The sequence below is a fragment of the Burkholderia sp. S-53 genome (assembly GCF_025560745.1).
Classification (GTDB): Bacteria; Pseudomonadota; Gammaproteobacteria; order Burkholderiales; family Burkholderiaceae; genus Burkholderia; species Burkholderia pyrrocinia.
Genome location: NZ_CP090483.1, coordinates 3,101,365 through 3,120,007, shown reverse-complemented (window position 1 = coordinate 3,120,007; position 18,643 = coordinate 3,101,365). Strand labels below are relative to the sequence as shown.

The window sequence follows — 18,643 nt, the reverse complement described above, 5'->3', positions numbered from 1 at the left end:
ATGCGGCGGTCGATTTTTTCGCGTCGCCGCGATGCGCGGCGCCATTCAGGGCTGCAGGTAGGCGCTCGTCCTCACGTTCGCCGCGCAGAACACGCGGAATTCGACCGGGTCGCCGGGCGGCGGCTGTTCGACGATCCCGCACGCATGCAGCACGTGCTGCAGCGCGGAAATCGCCTGTCCGTCCGGATCCTGGTCGATCGCGAGATCCATCGCACCGGCTTCGATGAAGGTGCGGTGCTCGTCGAGCATCTCGTGCCCGATCCAGACGATGCGCCCGGCCGCGCCGGCCTTGCGCAGCGCCGCTTCGATGCCGGCCGAGCCGGCGCCGCTGTTGTAGATCGCGACCACGTCGTCGCGCGCCTGCAGCGCCTTCGCGACCGCGCGGTAGCAGCGGTCGTCCTGGTCGAGCGTCTCGACCGGCTCGTCGTCGCAGCGCAGCGCGGCGAACGCGTCGGCGAGCTGGTCGCGGCAGCCGGCTATCCGGTCGGCGTGCGCGCGGTAGCCCATGCGCCCGCCGAGCAGCAGCACGCGGCCGGGGCGTGTCGCCAGGCGGCCGATGTAGTAGCCGGCCGTGCGCCCGGCGCGGTAGTTGTCGATGCCCGCGTAGTGCACGCGGTCGACGCCGCCGATGTCGGTGACCATCGTGACGACGGTCTCGCCGCGCGCGATCGCGCCGGCCAGCGCGTCGCGCACGCGGGCGGTGTCGCGTGCGGTGACGATCAGCGCCGCGCGCCGGTATGCGGGCCGTTCGATCAGCGCGGCGGCGCGTTCGTCGTCCGCGGCGGGCAGGATCGTCCGGTGCACGACCACGCGCCGGTCGAGCATCTGCAGCGAGCGCTGCAGCGCCTGCTGCAGCCGCCGGAAGAACGGCGCGTCGGTGTCCGGCAGCAGCACGTCGACGTGGATCAGCCCGTGCCGCGTGTCGGGAAGCTGCCGCGGCACGCCGAGCTGCCGCGCCGCCGCGACCACGCGTTCGCGTGCCTGCGCCGATACGCTGCCGCGCTCGTTCAGCACGCGGTCGACGGTGGTCGTGCTGACGCCGGCGAGCGCCGCGATCTCGTCGAAACGCGCGGTGCGCTTGCGCCAGCGCGGCCCGGATTCACCTGCCATGGTCGTCTCCATCGTCGTGGTCGCCATCATCGGGTGCGTGGCGCTGTCGGGAACGCTAAAGCGATGGCGAAATTTCGTCAACGTTTCGATTGAGCGGGGGCGGCCGGTCGCCTAATTTTGGTTCCATGCAGAAGCGCTTGCCGCGCTTCCCACGCACAAGCAAACCAGGAGACAGGAGTGGCTCATACCGACGACCAGGCGCGCGATCGCACGGCGGCGCGCCGTCAGGAATACCGAATGATCGGCGGCGCCGGCGAGCGAGCCCACGCGGCGGGGCTCGTCAATGCCGAGTGGTACCGGTGCGCGGTGCCGCGGCCGCTGATGAAGCAACTGATGCAGCGCGGCGACGCGCGTGCGATCCGCGACACGCTGATCTGGTACGCGGCGATCGCGGCCAGCGGCGTGCTCGCGTGGCTTGCCTGGCGCGCGCATTCCGCGTGGGCCATTCCCGCGTTCTTCGTGTACGGCACGCTCTACTGCAGCCCGGCCGACTCGCGCTGGCACGAATGCGGGCACGGCACGGCGTTTCGCACGCGCTGGATGAACGACGCGCTGTACCAGGTCGCGTCGTTCCAGGTGTTCCGCCGCGCGACGGCGTGGCGCTGGAGCCATGCGCGCCATCACACCGACACGCTGGTCGTCGGGCGCGATCCGGAAATCGCCGCGCCGAAGCCGACCGACTGGCTCGCGCTCGTGCTGAACGTCGTCGCGCTGAAGCATGTGGCCGGCGAGCTGCGCAAGATGATCGCCGTCGCGTTGACCGGCCGGCTCGACGACGAGGAGCGCACCTACGTGCCCGCATCGGAATGGCCGAAGGTGGTGCGCGAGTCACGCATCCATCTGGCGGTCTACGCGCTCGCGGCCGGCGCGTCGCTGTACTGGCACACGATCCTGCCGCTGCTCTACATCGGGCTGCCGAGCCTCTACGGCGCGTGGCTGTACCTGTATTTCGGCCTCACGCAGCACGCTGGCATGCCCGAGAACGTGCTCGATCACCGGCGCAATTGCCGCACCGTGATGATGAATCCGGTGTTCCGCTTCCTGTACTGGAACATGAACTACCACGTCGAGCACCACATGTTTCCGATGGTGCCGTTCCACGCGCTGCCGAAGCTGCACGAAGCGGTGAAGGCCGACATGCCGCCGCCGTACCGCAGCACGCTCGCCGCGTATGCGGAGATCGTGCCGGCGCTGGTCCGGCAGACGCGCGACCCGTCCCATTACGTCGTGCGGCCCGTGCCGGACACGGCGCGTGCGTAACCGGCATCGAACAACCATTCAAGGAGACACGCATCATGACGCAATGGATCGACACTGGCGCGCTCGACGACATCGACGATGAAGACGTCGCGCGTTTCGACCACGCAGGCCATACGTACGCGATCTATCGGATCGACGGCCAGGTCTATGCGAGCGATGGCCTGTGCACGCACGAGCGCGTGCATCTCGCGGACGGGCTCGTGATGGACCATGTGATCGAATGCCCGAAGCACAACGGGCGCTTCGACGTGCGCGACGGCCGGCCGTTGTCCGCGCCCGCGTGCGAGAAGCTGCGCACGTACCGCGCGAAGATCGAGGGCGGCCGGATCCTGATCGAGGTGTGACGCGATGACCAACGAGCGTGTGATGGCGATCGTCGGCGCGGGCCATGCGGGCGGCCGCGCGGCGCAGGTGCTGCGCGAGTCCGGCTGGCGCGGGCGCATCGTGCTGATCGGTGCGGAGGCGCACCTGCCGTACGAGCGGCCGCCGCTGTCGAAGGGCGTGCTGACGGGCGAGCGCAGTGCGGCGCAGTGCCGGTTGCGCGAGCCGCACGCATGGGCTGCCGACGGCATCGAGCCGATCGTCGCGACGGTCGAGCACATCGATCCGCACGAGCGTGAAGTGCACGTGTCCGGCGCGCGGGTGTTCGGCTACGACGCGTTGCTGCTTGCGACCGGCGCTCGCGCGCGCCGCCTCGCGATTCCGGGCGCGGCGCTCGACGGCGTGTTTGCATTGCGCACGCTCGACGACGCGGCGGCGCTCGGTACGCGGCTCGTGCCCGATGCACGGATCGTGCTGATCGGCGGCGGTTTCATCGGTCTCGAAGTCGCGGCGTCGGCGCGGCTGCGCGGCTGCCGCGTCACCGTGCTCGACGCCGCGCCGCGCTTGCTTGGGCGCGCGGTACCGGAGTCGATCGCGGCGCGCGTGCACGCGCTTCACGAGGAGCAGGGCGTGGCGATCCGCGTGAACCGCAAACCCGTTGCGATCGAGCGGACGCCGAGCGGCGCGCTGGCCGTCGTGCTCGACGACGGCGACACGCTGATCGCCGATACGGTCGTGGCCGGCATCGGCATCGAACCGGCCGACGAACTGGCGCGAGACGCGGGCCTCGCGGTCGATCGCGGCATCGTCGTGAACGCGCGGCTCGAGACGTCGGCGCGCGGCATCTATGCGGCCGGCGACGTCGCGGTGTTTCCGAGCGGGTTGTCGGGGCGACCGGTCCGGCAGGAGACGTGGCACGGCGCGGAAACCCAGGCGCGCGCCGCCGCGCGCAACATGCTCGGCGCCGATGAGCCGTATCGCGAGCTGCCGTGGTTCTGGTCCGATCAATACGACGCGCAGTTGCAGGTGGCCGGGGAGCCGGCGCTCGGCGAGCAGGCGATCGCGCGCAGGCTCGACGGCGACGCCGAGATCCATTTCCATTTCGATGGCGGCGGACGGCTCGTCGCGGCGAGCGGCTTCGGCCGCGCGTCCGGATTCGTCAAGGAGATGAAGCTGGCGAGGACGCTGGTCGAACGCGGCGCCGCGGTGGCGCCCGCGGCGGTCGCCGACGCGAACGTGAAACTGAAGTCGCTGTTGCCGACTGCCGGCGCGCACGCGGCAACGCGCGACGCGCAATGAAAAACAGCCCGCGGCCTTCCGGCACGCGGGCTGTGTTGCTTTGTCGATGCGACGGGCCGCGTCAGTGCGGCACGTGCAGTTGCAGGTAGAGCACGGCTGCGAGCGAACCGCCGATCAGCGGGCCGACCACCGGAATCCATGCATAGCGCCAGTCGCTGTCGCGCTTGCCGGGAATCGGCAGCAGCGCATGCATGAGGCGCGGCCCGAGGTCGCGCGCCGGGCTCATCGCGTAGCCGGTCGGGCCGCCGAGGGAGATGCCGATGCCGAGCACGAGCAGGCCGACGGGCAGCGCGTCGAGCGCGCCGAGGCCGACCTGCGGCGACGCGAGATACAGCACGCCGAGGATCAGCACGAACGTGCAGATCGCCTCGGTCAGCACGTTGTGCCGGACGCTGCGGATCGCGGGCGCCGTGCAGAACACCGCGAGCTTGAGGTCCGCATCGGCTTCCTTCGCGAAGTGCTGGCGATACGTGAGCCACACGAGCAGTGCGCCCGCCATCCCGCCGAGCATCTGCGCGAGGATGTAGCCGCCGACTTTCGACCACGCGAACTTGCCCGCGAGCGCGAGGCTGATCGTGACGATCGGGTTCAGGTGCGCGCCGCTGAACGACGCGGTCACGTAGACGGCGACGAATACGGCCATCGCCCAGCCCCACACGATCACGATCAGGTCCGCGCCCTTGCCCTTGGTCTTCGCAAGCAGCACGTTTGCGACCGCGCCGTTGCCGAGCAGCACGAGGATCGCTGTGCCGATGAATTCTGCAATATAAGGTGACATGGTTGTCTCTCGTATGTCACGGCGGACTCGCGCGCTGCGCGGTCCGCCGGTGTTGTTGTATTTCGTATGGATGGCTGACGATTACTGGGTGTCGTCGGCCCACGCCTTCGCAGCGCGCACCGCACGCTGCCAGCCCGCCATGCAGCGTTCGACCTGCTCCTTCGGCATCGACGGCGAGAAGCGGCGGTCGAGCTGCCACTGGTCGCGCACTTCGTCGAGGTTCTTCCAGTAGCCGATCGCGAGGCCCGCGAGGTAGGCCGCGCCGAGCGCGGTCGTCTCGGTGATCTGCGGACGCACCGCGTCGACGCCGAGCAGGTCGGCCTGGAACTGCATCAGCAGGTTGTTCGCGCTCGCGCCGCCGTCGACGCGCAGCTCGCCGATGCTGATGCCCGAATCGGCTTCCATCGCGGCCAGCACGTCGAGCGACTGGTAGGCGATCGCATCGAGCGCCGCACGCGCGAGGTGCGCGGACGTCGTGCCGCGCGTGACGCCGAACACCGAGCCGCGCGCCCGCGCGTTCCAGTGCGGTGCGCCGAGGCCGGCGAACGCGGGCACGAGATAGACGCCGTCGGTGTGCGGCACGCTCGCGGCGAGCGCTTCGATTTCCGCGGCCGTCTTGATGATGCCGACGCCGTCGCGCAGCCACTGCACGACCGCGCCCGCGATGAAGATGCTGCCTTCGAGCGCGTACTGCACGTCGTCGCCGATCTGCCATGCGATCGTCGTGACGAGGTTGTTCTTCGACTCGATCGGCTTGTTGCCGGTGTTCATCATCAGGAAGCAGCCGGTGCCGTAGGTGTTCTTCACCATGCCCGACGTCGTGCACATCTGGCCGAACAGGGCGGCCTGCTGGTCGCCCGCGATGCCCGCGAGCGGGATCTTCGATGCGAACACGGTCGTTTTCGTGTAGCCGTAGATTTCCGACGACGCCTTCACTTCCGGCAGCATGCTGCGCGGGATGTCGAGCAGTTCGAGCAGCTCGCTGTCCCACTCGCGCGTATGGATGTTGAACAGCATCGTGCGCGACGCGTTCGTCACGTCGGTCACGTGCAGTTCGTGCTTCGTGAAGTTCCACACGAGCCAGCTGTCGACGGTGCCGAACGCGAGCTTGCCCTGGCGTGCCTTGTCGCGCGCGCCCGGCACGTTGTCGAGGATCCAGCGGATCTTCGTCGCGGAGAAGTACGAGTCGATCGGCAGGCCGGTCTTCGCGCGCACCTTCGCCTCGAGGCCCTGCTGCTTCAGCGAGTCGCAGAAGTCGGCCGTGCGGCGATCCTGCCAGACGATCGCGTTGTAGACGGGCTGGCCCGTCTCGCGATCCCAGACGATCGTCGTCTCGCGCTGGTTGGTGATGCCGATCGCCGCGATCGACGTGCCGTTCAGGCCCGTGCGCGTGACGGCTTCCGCAGCGACGCCGGCTTGCGTCGACCAGATTTCCTGCGGGTCGTGCTCGACCCAGCCGGGTTGCGGGTAGATCTGTTCGAATTCCTTCTGGGCGATCGATACGATATTGCCCTGGCGATCGAACAGCATCGCGCGGGAACTCGTGGTGCCCTGGTCAAGCGCGAGGATGTACTGTTCCTGCATGTCTCTCATCTCCATCCGTGGATTGGCTTAGTTGTGATGCGCGCCGCATGGTGGGCGGCGCGTCGGTGAGTCAACGTCGGTAAGACAACTGCAACTGCATTCGGATCAGGCGTGCGGCGCGTGCGCGGCGGCGAACCATGCGTCGACCGCGGCCGTCACGGCATCGAGCGTGCCCGGCGTGACGTGCAGGCCGAGCTTCGAGCGGCGCCACAGCACGTCCTGCGCGCAGGTCGCCCATTCGGCGTCGCGCAGGTAGCGCAGTTCGGCGTCGTAGATGCCCGGCGCGATTTCGGTGCCGAGATCGGCGAGCGACTTCGCGCCGTCGACCACGCGCTCCGCGCGCGTGCCGTAGGCGCGTGCGTAGCGGCGGGCGAGTGCGGCGGGCAGCCACGGGTGACGTTTTGCGAACGTGTCGGCGAATGCGTCGAACTTCGCGTTCGCGATGTCGCCGCCCGGCAGCGCGACGCCGGCCGTCCAGGTTTTCGCATCGCTGCCGAGCGCGCGGCACAGCATGTCGCCGGCTTCTTCCGCGAGCTTGCGGAACGTCGTGATCTTGCCGCCGAACACCGACAGCAGCGGCGCGCCCGCGCCGTCGTCCAGCTCGAGGCGGTAGTCGCGCGTGACGGCCGATGCGTTCGCCGCGTTCTCGTCTTCCAGCAGCGGGCGCACGCCCGAATAGGTCCAGTGCACGTCGGCCGGCGAGATCTTGCGCTTGAAGTAGCGGTTGATCGAATCGCACAGGTACTGCGTTTCGTCGCGATCGATCGCGACCTTCGCGGGATCGTTCGTGTATTCGACGTCGGTCGTGCCGATCAGCGTGAAGTCGTGTTCGTACGGAATCGCGAAGATGATCCGCTTGTCCGGGTTCTGGAAGATGTACGCGTGATCGTGATCGAACAGGCGGCGCGTGATGATGTGGCTGCCCTTCACGAGCCGCACGCTGTGCTGCGCGCCGCGGCCGAGCGCACCGTGCAGCACGTCGCCGACCCACGGGCCGGCCGCGTTCGCGATCGCACGCGCATGCACGACGCGGATCGAACCGTCGGCGTGCTGCAGCCGCGCTTCCCATTCGTCGCCGCGGCGTTCGGCGGATACCAGCTTCGTGCGCGTCAGGATTTCGGCGCCGCGCTCCTTCGCATCCATTGCGTTCAGCACGACGAGGCGTGCGTCGTCGACCCAGCCGTCCGAATACACGAAGCCGCGCTTGATCGAGTCGATCAGCGGCGCGCCGGCCGCATGGCGGCGCATGTCGATGCCGCGCGAGCCGGGCAGCAGTTCGCGTTTCGCGAGGTGATCGTAGAGGAACAGGCCGATGCGGATCAGCCAGGCCGGGCGCAGGTTCGGCATGTGCGGCATCACGAAGCGCAGCGGCCACATGATGTGCGGCGCCGCGCGCAGTAGCGTCTCGCGCTCCTGCAGCGCCTTGCGCACGAGCCCGAACTCGTTGTACTCGAGATAGCGCAGGCCGCCGTGAATCAGCTTCGTGCTGGACGACGACGTGTGCGACGCGAGATCGTCCTGCTCGCAGAGCATGACCGACAGGCCGCGGCCGGCCGCATCGCGCGCGATCCCCGCGCCGTTGATGCCGCCGCCGACGACGAGCAGATCGTAGCGATTCGGTTGGGTCACCTGCTGTCCTTATCGTCTGATGGAAATGGTTGAACACAAAATGTTCGAATTCGAAATTTAACGAACGAAATCGAAAAAGTAAAGTTCGATAAAGCGGGGCCAGTAGCGCGCGGCACGATCCCGGACGATACTGGCGGAATCGACCGTTTCGCGAGGTGAATCATGCGTATTGGGATGTGGGCCGGCGTATGCGCCGCCCTTCTGGCGGGGTGCAGCGCCGGCACGCCGCCGCTCGCCGGCAACTGGCGGGCGCCGTCGTTCGCCGACCTGCAGACGTCGTGCGGTGGCACCGCGCGCGACTGGGGCGCGGACGCGCAGCCGGTCTACTCGACGCTGTATGACGCGTACGTGGCGAAACGGTATCGCGGGCTGACCGAAGCGAACTATTGCACGTTCGTAAACGAACTTTCGACGCACTATGCGGCGCCCGACGCGGCGACGCGCGCCGGCTGGATCGCTTATTTCAACGGCGCGCGCGCGCAGGCGATCAGCTGGCGGGCGGCGGTCGATCCGACGCTGCGCGGCGGTTGAAGCCGGCTGCGGCGAACGGGTGGGGAAGCGGAAACGACCGCGCGGCCTTCCGGCCGCGCGGTCAAGTCAGGAACAACGGGCCGGATTTCCGGCCGCGCTCAAGTCACGAACAACGCGGGCCGGGAATCCGGCCGCGTGGTCAGGTCAGGGAACAGCGGGGTTTCAGGAATAGCGGTACTTGATGGATCGAAGCGCGGCGTCGCCGGTCTCGGTCACGCAGTATTTGCGCCCCGAGCCGAGCCCTTCCAGGCGGACGAGCTGCTGTTCGAGCAGGATGTCCAGTTCATCCCGATCCATGTCGCGCTGATCAGGCGCGTCCTTCACAAGCAATAGCGTGGCGAATTCATGCGGACTCAGCATCGTTCTCTCCATGGCATCCGGTCTGCCCGCGCGGCCGGCGCAAACGCCGACGCACGATACCCCGGGGGGTATGGCTTGGGGGGAAAGCTGTATTCGCCGGCCCTGAAGTTCGCTCACGCCCTGGCACAGGCGGTCGGGCAAACGGACCGGGGAACTGGAGTCTAGTCGAGCACGCAGGCAACGACAAATCGTGCCCCGTTAATTTTCCGTTTGACAGAAGAATGCACCGCAAGCGGTCCGCTCGCGGCGCCAACTTCTTGATTTCACTTGAAGTTTCGGGTGCGGTGCAGCATCGCGAGCGTCATTCCGCGACGTACACCTGGGTGCCGGCGGCCGCCACCGTGTCGGCCATCTCCGGCGGCAGCGGCTTGTCGGTGAAGAGCGCATGCACCTGGCTCAGGTGGCCCTGGCGCACCAGCGCGGGGCGGCCGACTTTCGAATGGTCGGTCACGAGGTAAACCGTGCGTGCGTGCTGCATGATCGCCTCGGCGACGCGCACCTCGCGCGTGTCGAAGTCGCGCAGCGTGCCGTCGGCCTCGATCGCCGACGTGCCGATGATCGCGTAGTCGACCTTGAACTGTCGGATGAAGTCGATCGCGAGCTCGCCGACGATGCCCTTGTCCCACGGCCGCACGATGCCGCCCGTGATCAGCACTTCGCAGTCGGGGTAGCCGCTCATCATCGACGCGACGTTCAGGTTGTTCGTGATCACGTGCAGCCCGTGGTGGCGGTTCAGCGCGCGAGCCACTTCCTCGGTCGTCGTGCCGAGGTTGATGAACAGCGACGCCTGGTCGGGGATGTGCGATGCCGCGAGCGCCGCGATGCGCCGCTTCTCGTCGTGGAACATCCGCTGGCGCGCCGTGTACGACACGTTCTCCGAGCTGGTCGGCAGGCTCGCGCCGCCGTGGTAGCGGCGCAGCAGGTTCAGGTCGGCGAGCCAGTTCACGTCGCGGCGGATCGTCTGCGGCGTCACCGCGAAGTGCGCGGCGAGATCGTCGACGGTCACGAAGCCGTCGCGCTGCACCCATTCGAGCAGTTCCTGCTGGCGCGCGTTGAGGGTGAGGCGGGGATCTCGGGTCATGGCTCGATGGTCGTGTCGTGAGACGGAGCGGGTATTGTAAGGGCGGCAACGGCGTTCGGCCGGCATGGCGGGCGCGGTTGCCGGTTATTCATGCGGAAATTGCATGGATTCATGTGACAAATGAATTTGTGCGATTGCGCTGATCGCGCTGCAATGGCGGACTGCCCGCGCACGCGGGCGCGCGTTCGGCGCGTTCATTCAGCTTTCGACGAGGTGGCACCGATGACTGGCTTCAACTGGCACAACCCGTATCCGACGACCCGCATCCCGGTATTCGCGCGCAACGTCGTGTCGACGTCGCACCCGCTTGCCGCGCAGGCCGGGCTGCGGATGCTGTGGAAAGGCGGCAACGCGGTCGACGCGGCGCTGGCCGCCGCCGCTGCGATTACCGTCGTCGAGCCCGTGTCGTGCGGGCTCGGCGGCGACGCGTTCGCGCTCGTGTGGGACGGCGAGCGGCTGTCCGGGCTGAACGCGTCGGGCGTCGCGCCGGCCGCGTGGAACGTCGACTACTTCCGCAAGCGCCACGGCGAGGATGCGCACGGCATTGCGAACAAGCCGACGCGCGGCTGGGATACCGTCACCGTGCCCGGCGTGATAGCGGGCTGGGAAGCGCTGCACGCGAAGTTCGGCTCGCTGCCGTTCGCGGACCTGCTCGAGCCGGCCATCGAGATCGCGGAGCGCGGTTATGCGGTGCCGCCGATCGTCGCGCACAAGTGGGCGGCGGCGGTACCCGCGCTGCAGGGCCTGCCGGGTTTCGCGGAGACGTTCATGCCGCGCGGTCGTGCGCCGCTCGTCGGCGAACGCATGTGCCTGCCGGGCCATGCGCAGACGCTGCGCACGCTCGCGAAGGAGGGCGCCCGTGCGTTCTATGAAGGCGCGCTCGCCGAGCGCATCGCCGCGTTCGCCCGCGAAGGCGGCGGCGCGCTGACCGAAGCCGACCTGCGTGCATACCGGCCGGAATGGGTCGAGCCGATCGGCAAGCGCTTCGGCCGTCACACGATTCACGAGATTCCGCCGAACGGGCAGGGCATCGCCGCGCTGATCGCGCTCGGGATCGCCGAGCATGCGGGCGTGACCGAGTGGCCGCTCGATTCGGTCGACTCGCAGCATCTGCAGATCGAGGCGATGAAGCTCGCATTCGCGGACGTCTATCGCTACGTCGCCGATCCGCGCGCGATGGAAGTCACGCCCGAGCAGATGCTCGACGATGCGTATCTCGCCGAACGCGCGAAGCAGATCGATCCCGCGCGCGCGACGCACTTCGGTGCGGGCCGGCCGCATTCGGGCGGCACGATCTACCTGTCGGCCGCCGACGAGCGCGGGATGATGGTGAGCTTCATCCAGTCGAACTACATGGGCTTCGGTTCGGGGCTCGTGGTGCCCGGCACCGGCATTGCGCTGCAGAACCGCGGGCACGGCTTCTCGATGGATCCGGCTTCGCCGAACGTCGTCGCGGGCGGCAAGCGGCCGTTCCACACGATCATCCCGGCGTTCGTCACCGAGGAGGTCGACGGCCGCACCGAGGCCGTGATGAGCTTCGGCGTGATGGGCGGCGACATGCAGCCGCAGGGCCACCTGCAGACCGTCGTGCGGATGCTCGGCTACGGGCAGCAGCCGCAGGCCGCATGCGATGCGCCGCGCTGGAAGGTCAACCGCGACTTCACGCTCGATGTCGAAGCGACGATGAATCGCGCGACCGTCGACGCGCTGGCCGCACGCGGCCATACGATCAAGTCGATCGACGATCCTTACATGGATTTCGGTTCGGGGCAGTTCATCTGGCGTCTCGATCGCGACGATCGCGAGCGCGGCTACGTGGCGGCGAGCGACAGCCGGCGCGATGGTCTGGCGGCCGGTTTTTGACGGTTCGCCGCCATTCCATGCGCTCGACGGGCGGCCGAACGGCCGCCCGTTTCGTTTGGTGCGGCCCGTACCATCGAACGGCTGCAAGCAGTTCGAAGGACTCGTCTAACGAACGGCAACAGACCGCGTGGAACTGCGCTTGCCGGCCATGGTCAGTGCTCTGGAGCACGAACATCAAAGTCCGGCTAAGATGCCAGGATGGTTCGGCCGGACCGACTCACTATAAACGCAAGTAAAACGCCGCCTGCGGGACGGCTGGCGCCTGTGCCGAAGGCATGGGCCGGCCCCCGTGCGACGACTGGGAGCGCACCACCATGGACACCAAAACGACGCATGTGATGCCGTGGCGAATCGAGGACATCGACCTGAACCGGATCGATCGTCAGCGTGCCGCCGCGAACGAGGATCTGCTGCTGCTGCTGTGCGCGTCGTCGTTCATCGAAAGCGGCTCGGATCTCTACACGAGCAATCTGAGCCAGTTCTTCAACGACGATCCTGAAGTATCCGCGTGGCTCAACAATGCGTGGGAGCACGAAGAATTGCAGCACGGCCGCGCGCTGAAGGCGTACATCGCGCACGTGTGGCCCGAGTTCGACTGGGATACCGCGTTCGCGAATTTCTTCGCCGAGTATTCGAAGACCTGCAAGGTCGAGGCGTTCGAGAAGACCCGCGCGCTCGAGATGGTCGCGCGCTGCGTCGTCGAGACGGGCACGGCCACGCTCTACCGCGCGATCAACGAATGCTCCGACGAGCCCGTGCTGAAGGAAATCACCGACAACATCCGCACGGACGAAGTGCGTCACTACAAGCACTTCTTCAAGTTCTTCAAGAAGTACAACAAGCTCGAAGGCAATGGCCGGCTCGCGGTGCTCGGCGCGCTGATGCGCCGCGTGATGGAAATCAAGAACGAGGATTCCGAGATTGCGCTGCGCCACGTGTTCGCGGTCCGCTATCCGGATCGCGTCGGCGACAGCCAGTACAACCGCGAGCGCGCGGCGCGCATCAGTACGCTCGTGCGGCGCAACCTGTCGGCCGACATGTGCGTGAAGATGCTGCTCAAGCCGCTCGACCTGCCCGCGAAGATCCAGCCGGGCGTCCACTATCCGCTCACGAAGATCACGCGGCACGTATTCTTGCGCTGATCGCCGCGGCCCGGCCGGTCGAGCGTATGCTTGCCGCATCGTCTCCGATCTGCAGCAGGGCCACGCCACCATGACCGATACCCATCGCCACGCGCTCGAACAATGGACGTTCGACGCGTGGCCGCCGGCCGTCGTATCGCTGTTCGACGGCTCCGCGCTCGAGCGTCATGCCGACATCGCCGCATCGCTGATTGTCGCGACCGACGACGGCCAGTTGCGCACGACACTGCTCGGCGTCGGCGAGATCTATGCGCACGATGCGCGCACGCTGCTGCTGGCGTTATGGCCGCAATCGCGTGCGGCGCGCGCGCTCGCGCAACGGCGCGCGGCCGCGCTGACGCTCGTCGCGGACGGCGCGTTCTTTCAGGCGCAATTGAGGATCGAGCCGCTCGAAGGCGACTTCGGCGGACTGGCCGGATTCGCTGCGACGATCGCGCACGGCGATGCGCAGCGGGTCGGTTATGCGCGTCTCGCGACAGGCGTCACGTTCACGCTGGAAGGGGAGCGCGCCGCGGTGCTCGCGCGCTGGCAACGCCAGGTCGAGCACCTGCGGCGCGCGGCCGCGCGGCTTCAGTGACCGCGCTGGCCGCTGCGCGACGAACGGTTGCGGTTCGGGTGCGCGGCGTTGCCGTTCGCGGGGCGGGCGCTGTTGCCGCCGCCCGCCGGGCGTCCGCCGGTGCCGCCGGCGCCGCCTTGCGTGCGCGGCTTCGCGGCCTTCTGCTGCGACGCTTTCGGTTGTGCGTTGCCGTCGCGCTTCGCGGCCGGCTGGCCTGAGCCGCCTGCGCGCGGCTGGCGATTGCCGCCGCCACCACCACCGCCACCGCTGCGCGGCTGTTGCTGCCCGCGGCGCTGCTGGATCGGCTCCGGCTTCGCATTCGGATCGGGTTCGAAGCCCGCGATCACTTCCTGCGGAATCTCGCGCTTGATCAGCCGCTCGATGTCGCGCAGCAGCAGCTTCTCGTCGACGCACACGAGCGACACGGCTTCACCGGTCGCGCCCGCGCGGCCCGTGCGGCCGATCCGGTGCACGTAATCCTCGGGCACGTTCGGCAGGTCGAAGTTGACGACGTGCGGCAACTGGTCGATGTCGATCCCGCGCGCGGCGATATCGGTCGCGACGAGCACCTGCAGCGTGCTGTTCTTGAACTCCGCGAGCGCGCGCGTTCGTGCCGACTGGCTCTTGTTGCCATGGATCGCCATCGCGCTGATGCCGTCCTTCGTCAACTGTTCGGCGAGCCGGTTCGCGCCGTGCTTGGTGCGCGTGAACACGAGCACCTGGAACCAGTTGTGTTCGCGGATCAGGTGCGTGAGCAGCTCGCGCTTGCGGTCGCGGTCGACCGGGTGGATCTTCTGCGCGACGCTTTCGGCGGTCGTGTTGCGGCGCGCGACTTCGATCAGCGCGGGCGAGTCGAGCAGGCTGTCGGCGAGCGCCTTGATCTCGTCGGAGAAGGTCGCCGAGAACAGCAGGTTCTGGCGCTGCGGCGGCAGCTTCGCGAGCACGCGCTTGATGTCGTGGATGAAGCCCATGTCGAGCATCCGGTCGGCTTCGTCGAGCACGAGGATGTCGAGATCCGACAGGTCGATCGTCTTCTGCTGCATGTGATCGAGCAGGCGCCCCGGCGTCGCGACGACGATGTCGACGCCGCGCTTGAGCGCATCGATCTGCGGATTGATGCTGACGCCGCCGAACATCACGGTCGAGCGCAGCTTCAGGTACTTGCTGTACGCACGGACGCTTTCCTCGACCTGTGCGGCGAGTTCGCGCGTCGGCGTGAGGATCAGCGCGCGCACCGCGCGCTTCGCGCCGCGATGCTCGGCGTAGTACGTGTGCAGGCGCTGCAGGATTGGCAGCGTGAAGCCGGCGGTCTTGCCGGTGCCCGTTTGTGCGCCGGCGAGCAGGTCGCCGCCGCCGAGGACGGCAGGGATCGCCTGCTGCTGGATCGGAGTCGGCGACGTGTAGCCGAGCTCGTTGACCGCCTTGACAAGCGGTTCGGCCAGGCCGAGAGATTCGAAAGACATAGATACCACTCTTGAGTTTTATGATCGGCGACACCTCGCGCGGCCCGCGCGGGGACTGGCGTCGCAAAAAGCAAAGGGGCGCGGCTGCGGTTTCCCGCAGCCGCGCCCCGTTTGCGTCACGCGTTATTTAGTCAAGCGGCGCGGAACGCAGGTCGCTCACCTGTTGCGGCGAGATCGGCGTACCGTTGTTGCCCCACGACATCCGGATATACGTTACAACGGCTGCGACTTCCTGGTTCGACAGCGACTGCGCGAACGGCGGCATGCCGTACGGACGCGGATTCTTGAACGTGCTCGGCGGATAGCCACCATTCAGCACCATGCGGATCGGGTTGACCGCCGATTCCATCATGATCGAGTGGTTGCCCGCGAGCGGCGGGTATGCCGGCGGCTTGCCCGCGCCGGTTTCGGCGTGGCAGGTCGCGCAGTTGTCGGCGTAGATCTTCTTGCCCTGATCGAACAGCGCATTGCCGAACTGCTTCGACGGCTCGTACTGCATGTTCTTCGGCGCTTCAGCCTTCTGCGGGATCGACTTCAGGTACGTCGACATCGCGCGCGTATCTTCGTCGGTCATGTACTGCAGGCTGTTGTGGACCACGTCCGCCATCGGGCCGAACACCGCGCCCTTCTGCGACACGCCGGCCTGCAGCAGGTCGGACAGCTCCTGCACGTGCCAGTCGCCGAGGCCGAGTTCCTTGTCGTTCGTCAGCGACGGCGCATACCAGTTCTGCAGCGGGATCAGGCCGCCTGCGAACGCCGACGAGCTCACCGGGCCGCCCATCATGTTGATCGACGTGTGGCACATCGAGCAGTGGCCGAGGCCTTCGACGAGGTAGGCGCCGCGGTTCCATTCGACCGACTTCGTCGGATCCGGCTTGTACTCGCCTTCCTTGAAGAACAGCGTGCGCCAGCCGATCAGCAGGTTGCGGTTGTTGAACGGGAACTTCAGTTCGTGCGGACGGCTCGGCACCGACACCGGCGCGACCGAGCGCAGGTACGCGAAGATCGCGTCCGAATCCGCGCGCGTGACCTTCGTGTAGCTCGCGAACGGGAAGCCCGGGTAGAGCAGGCTGCCGTCCTTCGAGCGACCCGTGTGCATCGCGCGGTAGAAGTCGTCCGACGTCCACTTGCCGATGCCATCCTTGTCGTCCGGCGTGATGTTCGGCGTGTACATCGTGCCGAACGGCGTCGCCATCGGCAGGCCGCCCGCGAACGACTTGCCGCCGCGCACGGTGTGGCACGCGATACAGTCGCCGACGCGCGCGAGGTATTCGCCCTTCTTGATCAGCGCGGCCTGGTCGGCCGGCGTGGCCGCGACGGCGGCAGCGCCGTGCAGCGTGTCGTTGCCCGGCCACAGGACCGGCACGAGGGCGGCGGCCGCGACGATCGCGACGGCCGAGAGTGCAAACAGGGACTTGCGTTTCATTGTGTCTGTCTCCCTTGCCTTATTGCGGTTCGCTGCCGCAGGCGAGCGGAGTCTTCATCGAGCGCGCCGGGGCCGGCACGGGGTTGGCGGGCGCCGGTTGCGCGGCCAGCCATGCGGTCACGGCCGTCACGTCTTCGTCGGAAAGCTTCGCTGCGATGTCGTGCATGCAATCCGGTGCCTTCGCGTGGCGGTTGCCCGAGCGCCATGCGCCGAGCTGCGCGCTCAGGTAATCGGCGTGCAGGCCGACGAGGCCCGGGATCGCCGGCTGCATGCCGGTCAGCGTCGCGCCGTGGCAGGCCACGCAGGCCGGCAGCTTGTGCGACGGGTCGCCTTGCGTGACGAGCTGCTTGCCGCGCGCGAGCGTCGCGGCCGGCAGCGTCGGCTTCGCCGGCGTCGGGTACGGCGGGCGTTCGGCCGAGAAGTGCTCGGCGATTTCGCGCAGGTAGTCGTCGTTCAGGTACGTCAGCAGGTAGTTCATCGGCGGGTACTTGCGCCGACCGTCACGGAAGTTGACGAGCTGGTTGTACAGGTACTCGGCCGGCTTGCCGGCAAGACGCGGGAAGTAGTCGTTGTCCGTGCCCTGGCCGTGGACGCCATGGCATGCGGTACAGCCGCGCACACGCTCGGCCATCGTATCGGGTGCCTTGAGCGGCGCCTGCTGGGCGTGCGCTTGCTCCGTGGGCTTGGTCTGCGCTTGGGCAGCGCTCATAAGGCCCGCTCCGCCGATCAACAGAACGGCGAGCAGCGGACGGAAGAGGCGTCTTGAAGACACACGAGACTCCATGATTATTCGTCGGGGACCTTGTCCGGGCTACGATCGGCTCGGCGCATGGACGGCAGGACAGCCGGGCTGCTGCGACGCGGCATTCTATCATCGATGGGTAATGACGGCTATTTGGCAAAAGGACATCGGTTCCTGTCTGTTTGCGACTTGCGACAATTTGACGCGTATTGCACAGCAGCGAAGTGAACCGGCGTGCGCTTTCACCATCGAAGACCGTACACTCGCGGGTCGCGCGGCGCCGCCTCCGCCGCAGGTCCAGTCATTTCTCCCGTTTCCGGATTCATCGATGACGCTTTCTACCGTGCCGTTGCCTCGTTCCCGCTGTCTGTCCCGTTGCCGCCGCGCTGCCGGCCGGCCGTTTCCGGGAGGGTGCGCGCAATGAAGTTCGACAGCTTGTGGATCGGGCAGGTCGCGCTCGCGGCGCTGATGGACGCCGCGTTCGCGATGGCGGTCGGCTCGGCGCTGATCAAGGCGTGGCTCGGCAAGGACGGCGCGCGGCCGGTCGTCTCGCCTTCGCATCCCGCGTGGCTGCGCGCGCAACATTCGCTGGTCGCGGCGGCGCTGGCGCTCGTGCTCGCGGATCTCGGCTGGCTGGTCTACGAGGCCGCGACGATGACCGGCGCGGGGCTCGGCGGCGCGTTCGCCGCGATTCCCGTCGTGCTGATGCAGACGCACGCGGGCTTCGCGTGGAGCGTCGCGTTCGCCGGCGCGCTGGTGCTCGCGATCGTCGCGCTCGGCAAGCCGGACGGCCCGGTCGCGCACGCAGTGCTGTGGCTTGCGGTGATCGTGGTCGCGGCCGGCAAGGCATCGCTCGGCCATGCGGCCGATACGGGCGCGCTGTCCGCGGCGGTCGGCGTGCAGACGCTGCACCTGCTCGCGACGGCCGTGTGGGGCGGCCTCGTGCTCGCGGGCGGGCTCGCGGTGCTGCCGGTGCTCGGTTCGTCGGTCGCGCGCGGCGCGCTGATCCGCATCGGCCAGCAACTGTCGCGTACGTCGATCATCGCGGTCGTATTCGTGCTCGGGGCGGGCGTGCTCAATGCGCTGCGCGGGCTCGGCGGTTCGCTCGCGCCGCTCGACGGCAGCACGTGGGGGCGCGTGTTGCTGCTGAAGCTGCTGCTCGTCGCGCTCGCGCTCGTGCTCGGCGGCCTGAACCGCTTCTCGGCGCTGCCGCGCCTGCGCCGCACCGCGTCGACCGAGGATGCGCACACGTTCCGCAACATCCTGCATCTCGAGGCGATGACGATGATCGGCGTGTTCGTCGCGGCCGCCGTGCTGTCGTCCAGCGTGCCGGGATTCGCGGCGCTCGGCTGACGGCGGGTTTCGCGCGGCGCGACGCAAGGTCGCCGGCGCGTGCCCGGCACGTGCCCCTCGTCGCGCCGCTCACGCAAAAACGGCCGCCTGTCGGGCGGCCGCGCTGAAGTCGATGCGTACCGCGCGGGCCGCAGCCGCGCGCGAT

The 18,643-nt window shown here is 68.0% G+C and carries 17 protein-coding genes; 8 read left to right on the top strand and 9 right to left on the bottom strand.

All coding sequences use genetic code 11. From position 1 onward, the window contains the following. Positions 1 to 45: 45 nt before the first annotated feature. Positions 46 to 1,110, bottom strand: coding sequence for a LacI family DNA-binding transcriptional regulator (locus LXM88_RS19510; protein ID WP_262536323.1), 1,065 nt, complete (start codon positions 1,108 to 1,110; stop codon positions 46 to 48). Positions 1,111 to 1,287: 177 nt separating this feature from the next. Between LXM88_RS19510 and LXM88_RS19505 the strand changes: the two genes are divergently transcribed. From LXM88_RS19505 to LXM88_RS19495, 3 genes are read left to right on the top strand one after another with little or no spacing between them, the layout of a single operon-like run. Further along, positions 1,288 to 2,370 (top strand): fatty acid desaturase family protein, encoded by a 1,083-nt coding sequence (locus tag LXM88_RS19505; RefSeq protein ID WP_262536322.1) that lies wholly within the window; start codon positions 1,288 to 1,290, stop codon positions 2,368 to 2,370. A 35-nt stretch (positions 2,371 to 2,405) separates the two neighbouring features. Further along, entirely contained in the window at positions 2,406 to 2,714 is a 309-nt protein-coding gene (locus LXM88_RS19500; protein ID WP_262536321.1) for a non-heme iron oxygenase ferredoxin subunit, read from the top strand. Between the two features lie 4 nt (positions 2,715 to 2,718). Next, complete coding sequence (locus LXM88_RS19495) at positions 2,719 to 3,990, top strand: NAD(P)/FAD-dependent oxidoreductase (RefSeq protein ID WP_262536320.1); 1,272 nt, start codon at positions 2,719 to 2,721, stop codon at positions 3,988 to 3,990. A gap of 61 nt (positions 3,991 to 4,051) precedes the next feature. Here LXM88_RS19495 and LXM88_RS19490 read toward each other — a convergent pair whose 3' ends face one another. The 3 genes from LXM88_RS19490 to glpD all read right to left on the bottom strand — a co-directional run bounded on the left by LXM88_RS19490 (position 4,052) and on the right by glpD (position 7,981). Continuing rightward, a complete protein-coding gene (locus LXM88_RS19490; RefSeq protein ID WP_047898960.1) occupies positions 4,052 to 4,768 on the bottom strand; it encodes an MIP/aquaporin family protein in 717 nt (238 codons plus the stop codon). Between the two features lie 81 nt (positions 4,769 to 4,849). After that, on the bottom strand, positions 4,850 to 6,352 hold the full coding sequence (glpK, locus tag LXM88_RS19485; protein ID WP_262536318.1) for a glycerol kinase GlpK: 1,503 nt from the start codon (positions 6,350 to 6,352) through the stop codon (positions 4,850 to 4,852). Between the two features lie 105 nt (positions 6,353 to 6,457). Continuing rightward, the gene (glpD, locus tag LXM88_RS19480; protein WP_262536317.1) at positions 6,458 to 7,981 is read right to left on the bottom strand and encodes a glycerol-3-phosphate dehydrogenase; all 1,524 of its coding nucleotides are present in this window, start codon (positions 7,979 to 7,981) and stop codon (positions 6,458 to 6,460) included. A gap of 174 nt (positions 7,982 to 8,155) precedes the next feature. On the opposite strand from glpD, the gene LXM88_RS19475 reads away from it, so the two are divergent. Next, on the top strand, positions 8,156 to 8,512 hold the full coding sequence (locus LXM88_RS19475) for a hypothetical protein (protein WP_412524142.1): 357 nt from the start codon (positions 8,156 to 8,158) through the stop codon (positions 8,510 to 8,512). Between the two features lie 162 nt (positions 8,513 to 8,674). Here the strand turns inward: LXM88_RS19475 and LXM88_RS19470 are convergent, their stop codons facing one another. Beyond that, the gene (locus LXM88_RS19470; protein ID WP_006477892.1) at positions 8,675 to 8,872 is read right to left on the bottom strand and encodes a hypothetical protein; all 198 of its coding nucleotides are present in this window, start codon (positions 8,870 to 8,872) and stop codon (positions 8,675 to 8,677) included. Between the two features lie 301 nt (positions 8,873 to 9,173). Then, a complete protein-coding gene (locus tag LXM88_RS19465) occupies positions 9,174 to 9,953 on the bottom strand; it encodes a DeoR/GlpR family DNA-binding transcription regulator (RefSeq protein ID WP_006493999.1) in 780 nt (259 codons plus the stop codon). 222 nt (positions 9,954 to 10,175) lie between these two features. On the opposite strand from LXM88_RS19465, the gene LXM88_RS19460 reads away from it, so the two are divergent. The 3 genes from LXM88_RS19460 to LXM88_RS19450 all read left to right on the top strand — a co-directional run bounded on the left by LXM88_RS19460 (position 10,176) and on the right by LXM88_RS19450 (position 13,535). Next, positions 10,176 to 11,816 (top strand): gamma-glutamyltransferase family protein, encoded by a 1,641-nt coding sequence (locus LXM88_RS19460; RefSeq protein ID WP_262536288.1) that lies wholly within the window; start codon positions 10,176 to 10,178, stop codon positions 11,814 to 11,816. 314 nt (positions 11,817 to 12,130) lie between these two features. After that, a complete protein-coding gene (locus LXM88_RS19455) occupies positions 12,131 to 12,958 on the top strand; it encodes a ferritin-like domain-containing protein (RefSeq protein WP_262536286.1) in 828 nt (275 codons plus the stop codon). Positions 12,959 to 13,028: 70 nt separating this feature from the next. Then, positions 13,029 to 13,535: a hypothetical protein gene (locus tag LXM88_RS19450; protein ID WP_262536285.1), complete on the top strand. Its 507-nt coding sequence runs from the start codon at positions 13,029 to 13,031 to the stop codon at positions 13,533 to 13,535. Here the strand turns inward: LXM88_RS19450 and LXM88_RS19445 are convergent. From LXM88_RS19445 to LXM88_RS19435, 3 genes are all read right to left on the bottom strand, one after another. Beyond that, on the bottom strand, positions 13,529 to 14,977 hold the full coding sequence (locus LXM88_RS19445) for a DEAD/DEAH box helicase (RefSeq protein ID WP_262536284.1): 1,449 nt from the start codon (positions 14,975 to 14,977) through the stop codon (positions 13,529 to 13,531). The genes LXM88_RS19450 and LXM88_RS19445 overlap by 7 nt on opposite strands. Positions 14,978 to 15,104: 127 nt before the next feature. Further along, positions 15,105 to 16,403 (bottom strand): c-type cytochrome, encoded by a 1,299-nt coding sequence (locus LXM88_RS19440; protein WP_047898952.1) that lies wholly within the window; start codon positions 16,401 to 16,403, stop codon positions 15,105 to 15,107. A 19-nt stretch (positions 16,404 to 16,422) separates the two neighbouring features. Continuing rightward, positions 16,423 to 17,187, bottom strand: coding sequence for a c-type cytochrome (locus tag LXM88_RS19435; RefSeq protein WP_262536281.1), 765 nt, complete (start codon positions 17,185 to 17,187; stop codon positions 16,423 to 16,425). Positions 17,188 to 17,565: 378 nt separating this feature from the next. Here LXM88_RS19435 and LXM88_RS19430 point away from each other — a divergent pair, with 378 nt between their 5' ends. Then, positions 17,566 to 18,498: a CopD family protein gene (locus tag LXM88_RS19430; protein ID WP_262536279.1), complete on the top strand. Its 933-nt coding sequence runs from the start codon at positions 17,566 to 17,568 to the stop codon at positions 18,496 to 18,498. Positions 18,499 to 18,643 lie beyond the last annotated feature (145 nt).

Bases quoted from the DNA above. Each gene is read 5' to 3' on its own strand.
- LXM88_RS19455 (WP_262536286.1), top strand. From the start codon at position 12,131: ATGGACACCAAAACGACGCATGTGATGCCGTGGCGAATCGAGGACATC.
- LXM88_RS19460 (WP_262536288.1), top strand. From the start codon at position 10,176: ATGACTGGCTTCAACTGGCACAACCCGTATCCGACGACCCGCATCCCG.
- LXM88_RS19475 (WP_412524142.1), top strand. From the start codon at position 8,156: ATGTGGGCCGGCGTATGCGCCGCCCTTCTGGCGGGGTGCAGCGCCGGC.
- LXM88_RS19510 (WP_262536323.1), bottom strand. From the start codon at position 1,110: ATGGCAGGTGAATCCGGGCCGCGCTGGCGCAAGCGCACCGCGCGTTTC.
- glpK (WP_262536318.1), bottom strand. From the start codon at position 6,352: ATGCAGGAACAGTACATCCTCGCGCTTGACCAGGGCACCACGAGTTCC.
- LXM88_RS19430 (WP_262536279.1), top strand. From the start codon at position 17,566: ATGAAGTTCGACAGCTTGTGGATCGGGCAGGTCGCGCTCGCGGCGCTG.
- LXM88_RS19490 (WP_047898960.1), bottom strand. From the start codon at position 4,768: ATGTCACCTTATATTGCAGAATTCATCGGCACAGCGATCCTCGTGCTG.
- LXM88_RS19470 (WP_006477892.1), bottom strand. From the start codon at position 8,872: ATGCTGAGTCCGCATGAATTCGCCACGCTATTGCTTGTGAAGGACGCG.
- LXM88_RS19500 (WP_262536321.1), top strand. From the start codon at position 2,406: ATGACGCAATGGATCGACACTGGCGCGCTCGACGACATCGACGATGAA.
- LXM88_RS19435 (WP_262536281.1), bottom strand. From the start codon at position 17,187: ATGGAGTCTCGTGTGTCTTCAAGACGCCTCTTCCGTCCGCTGCTCGCC.
- LXM88_RS19440 (WP_047898952.1), bottom strand. From the start codon at position 16,403: ATGAAACGCAAGTCCCTGTTTGCACTCTCGGCCGTCGCGATCGTCGCG.
- LXM88_RS19495 (WP_262536320.1), top strand. From the start codon at position 2,719: ATGACCAACGAGCGTGTGATGGCGATCGTCGGCGCGGGCCATGCGGGC.
- LXM88_RS19450 (WP_262536285.1), top strand. From the start codon at position 13,029: ATGACCGATACCCATCGCCACGCGCTCGAACAATGGACGTTCGACGCG.
- LXM88_RS19445 (WP_262536284.1), bottom strand. From the start codon at position 14,977: ATGTCTTTCGAATCTCTCGGCCTGGCCGAACCGCTTGTCAAGGCGGTC.
- LXM88_RS19465 (WP_006493999.1), bottom strand. From the start codon at position 9,953: ATGACCCGAGATCCCCGCCTCACCCTCAACGCGCGCCAGCAGGAACTG.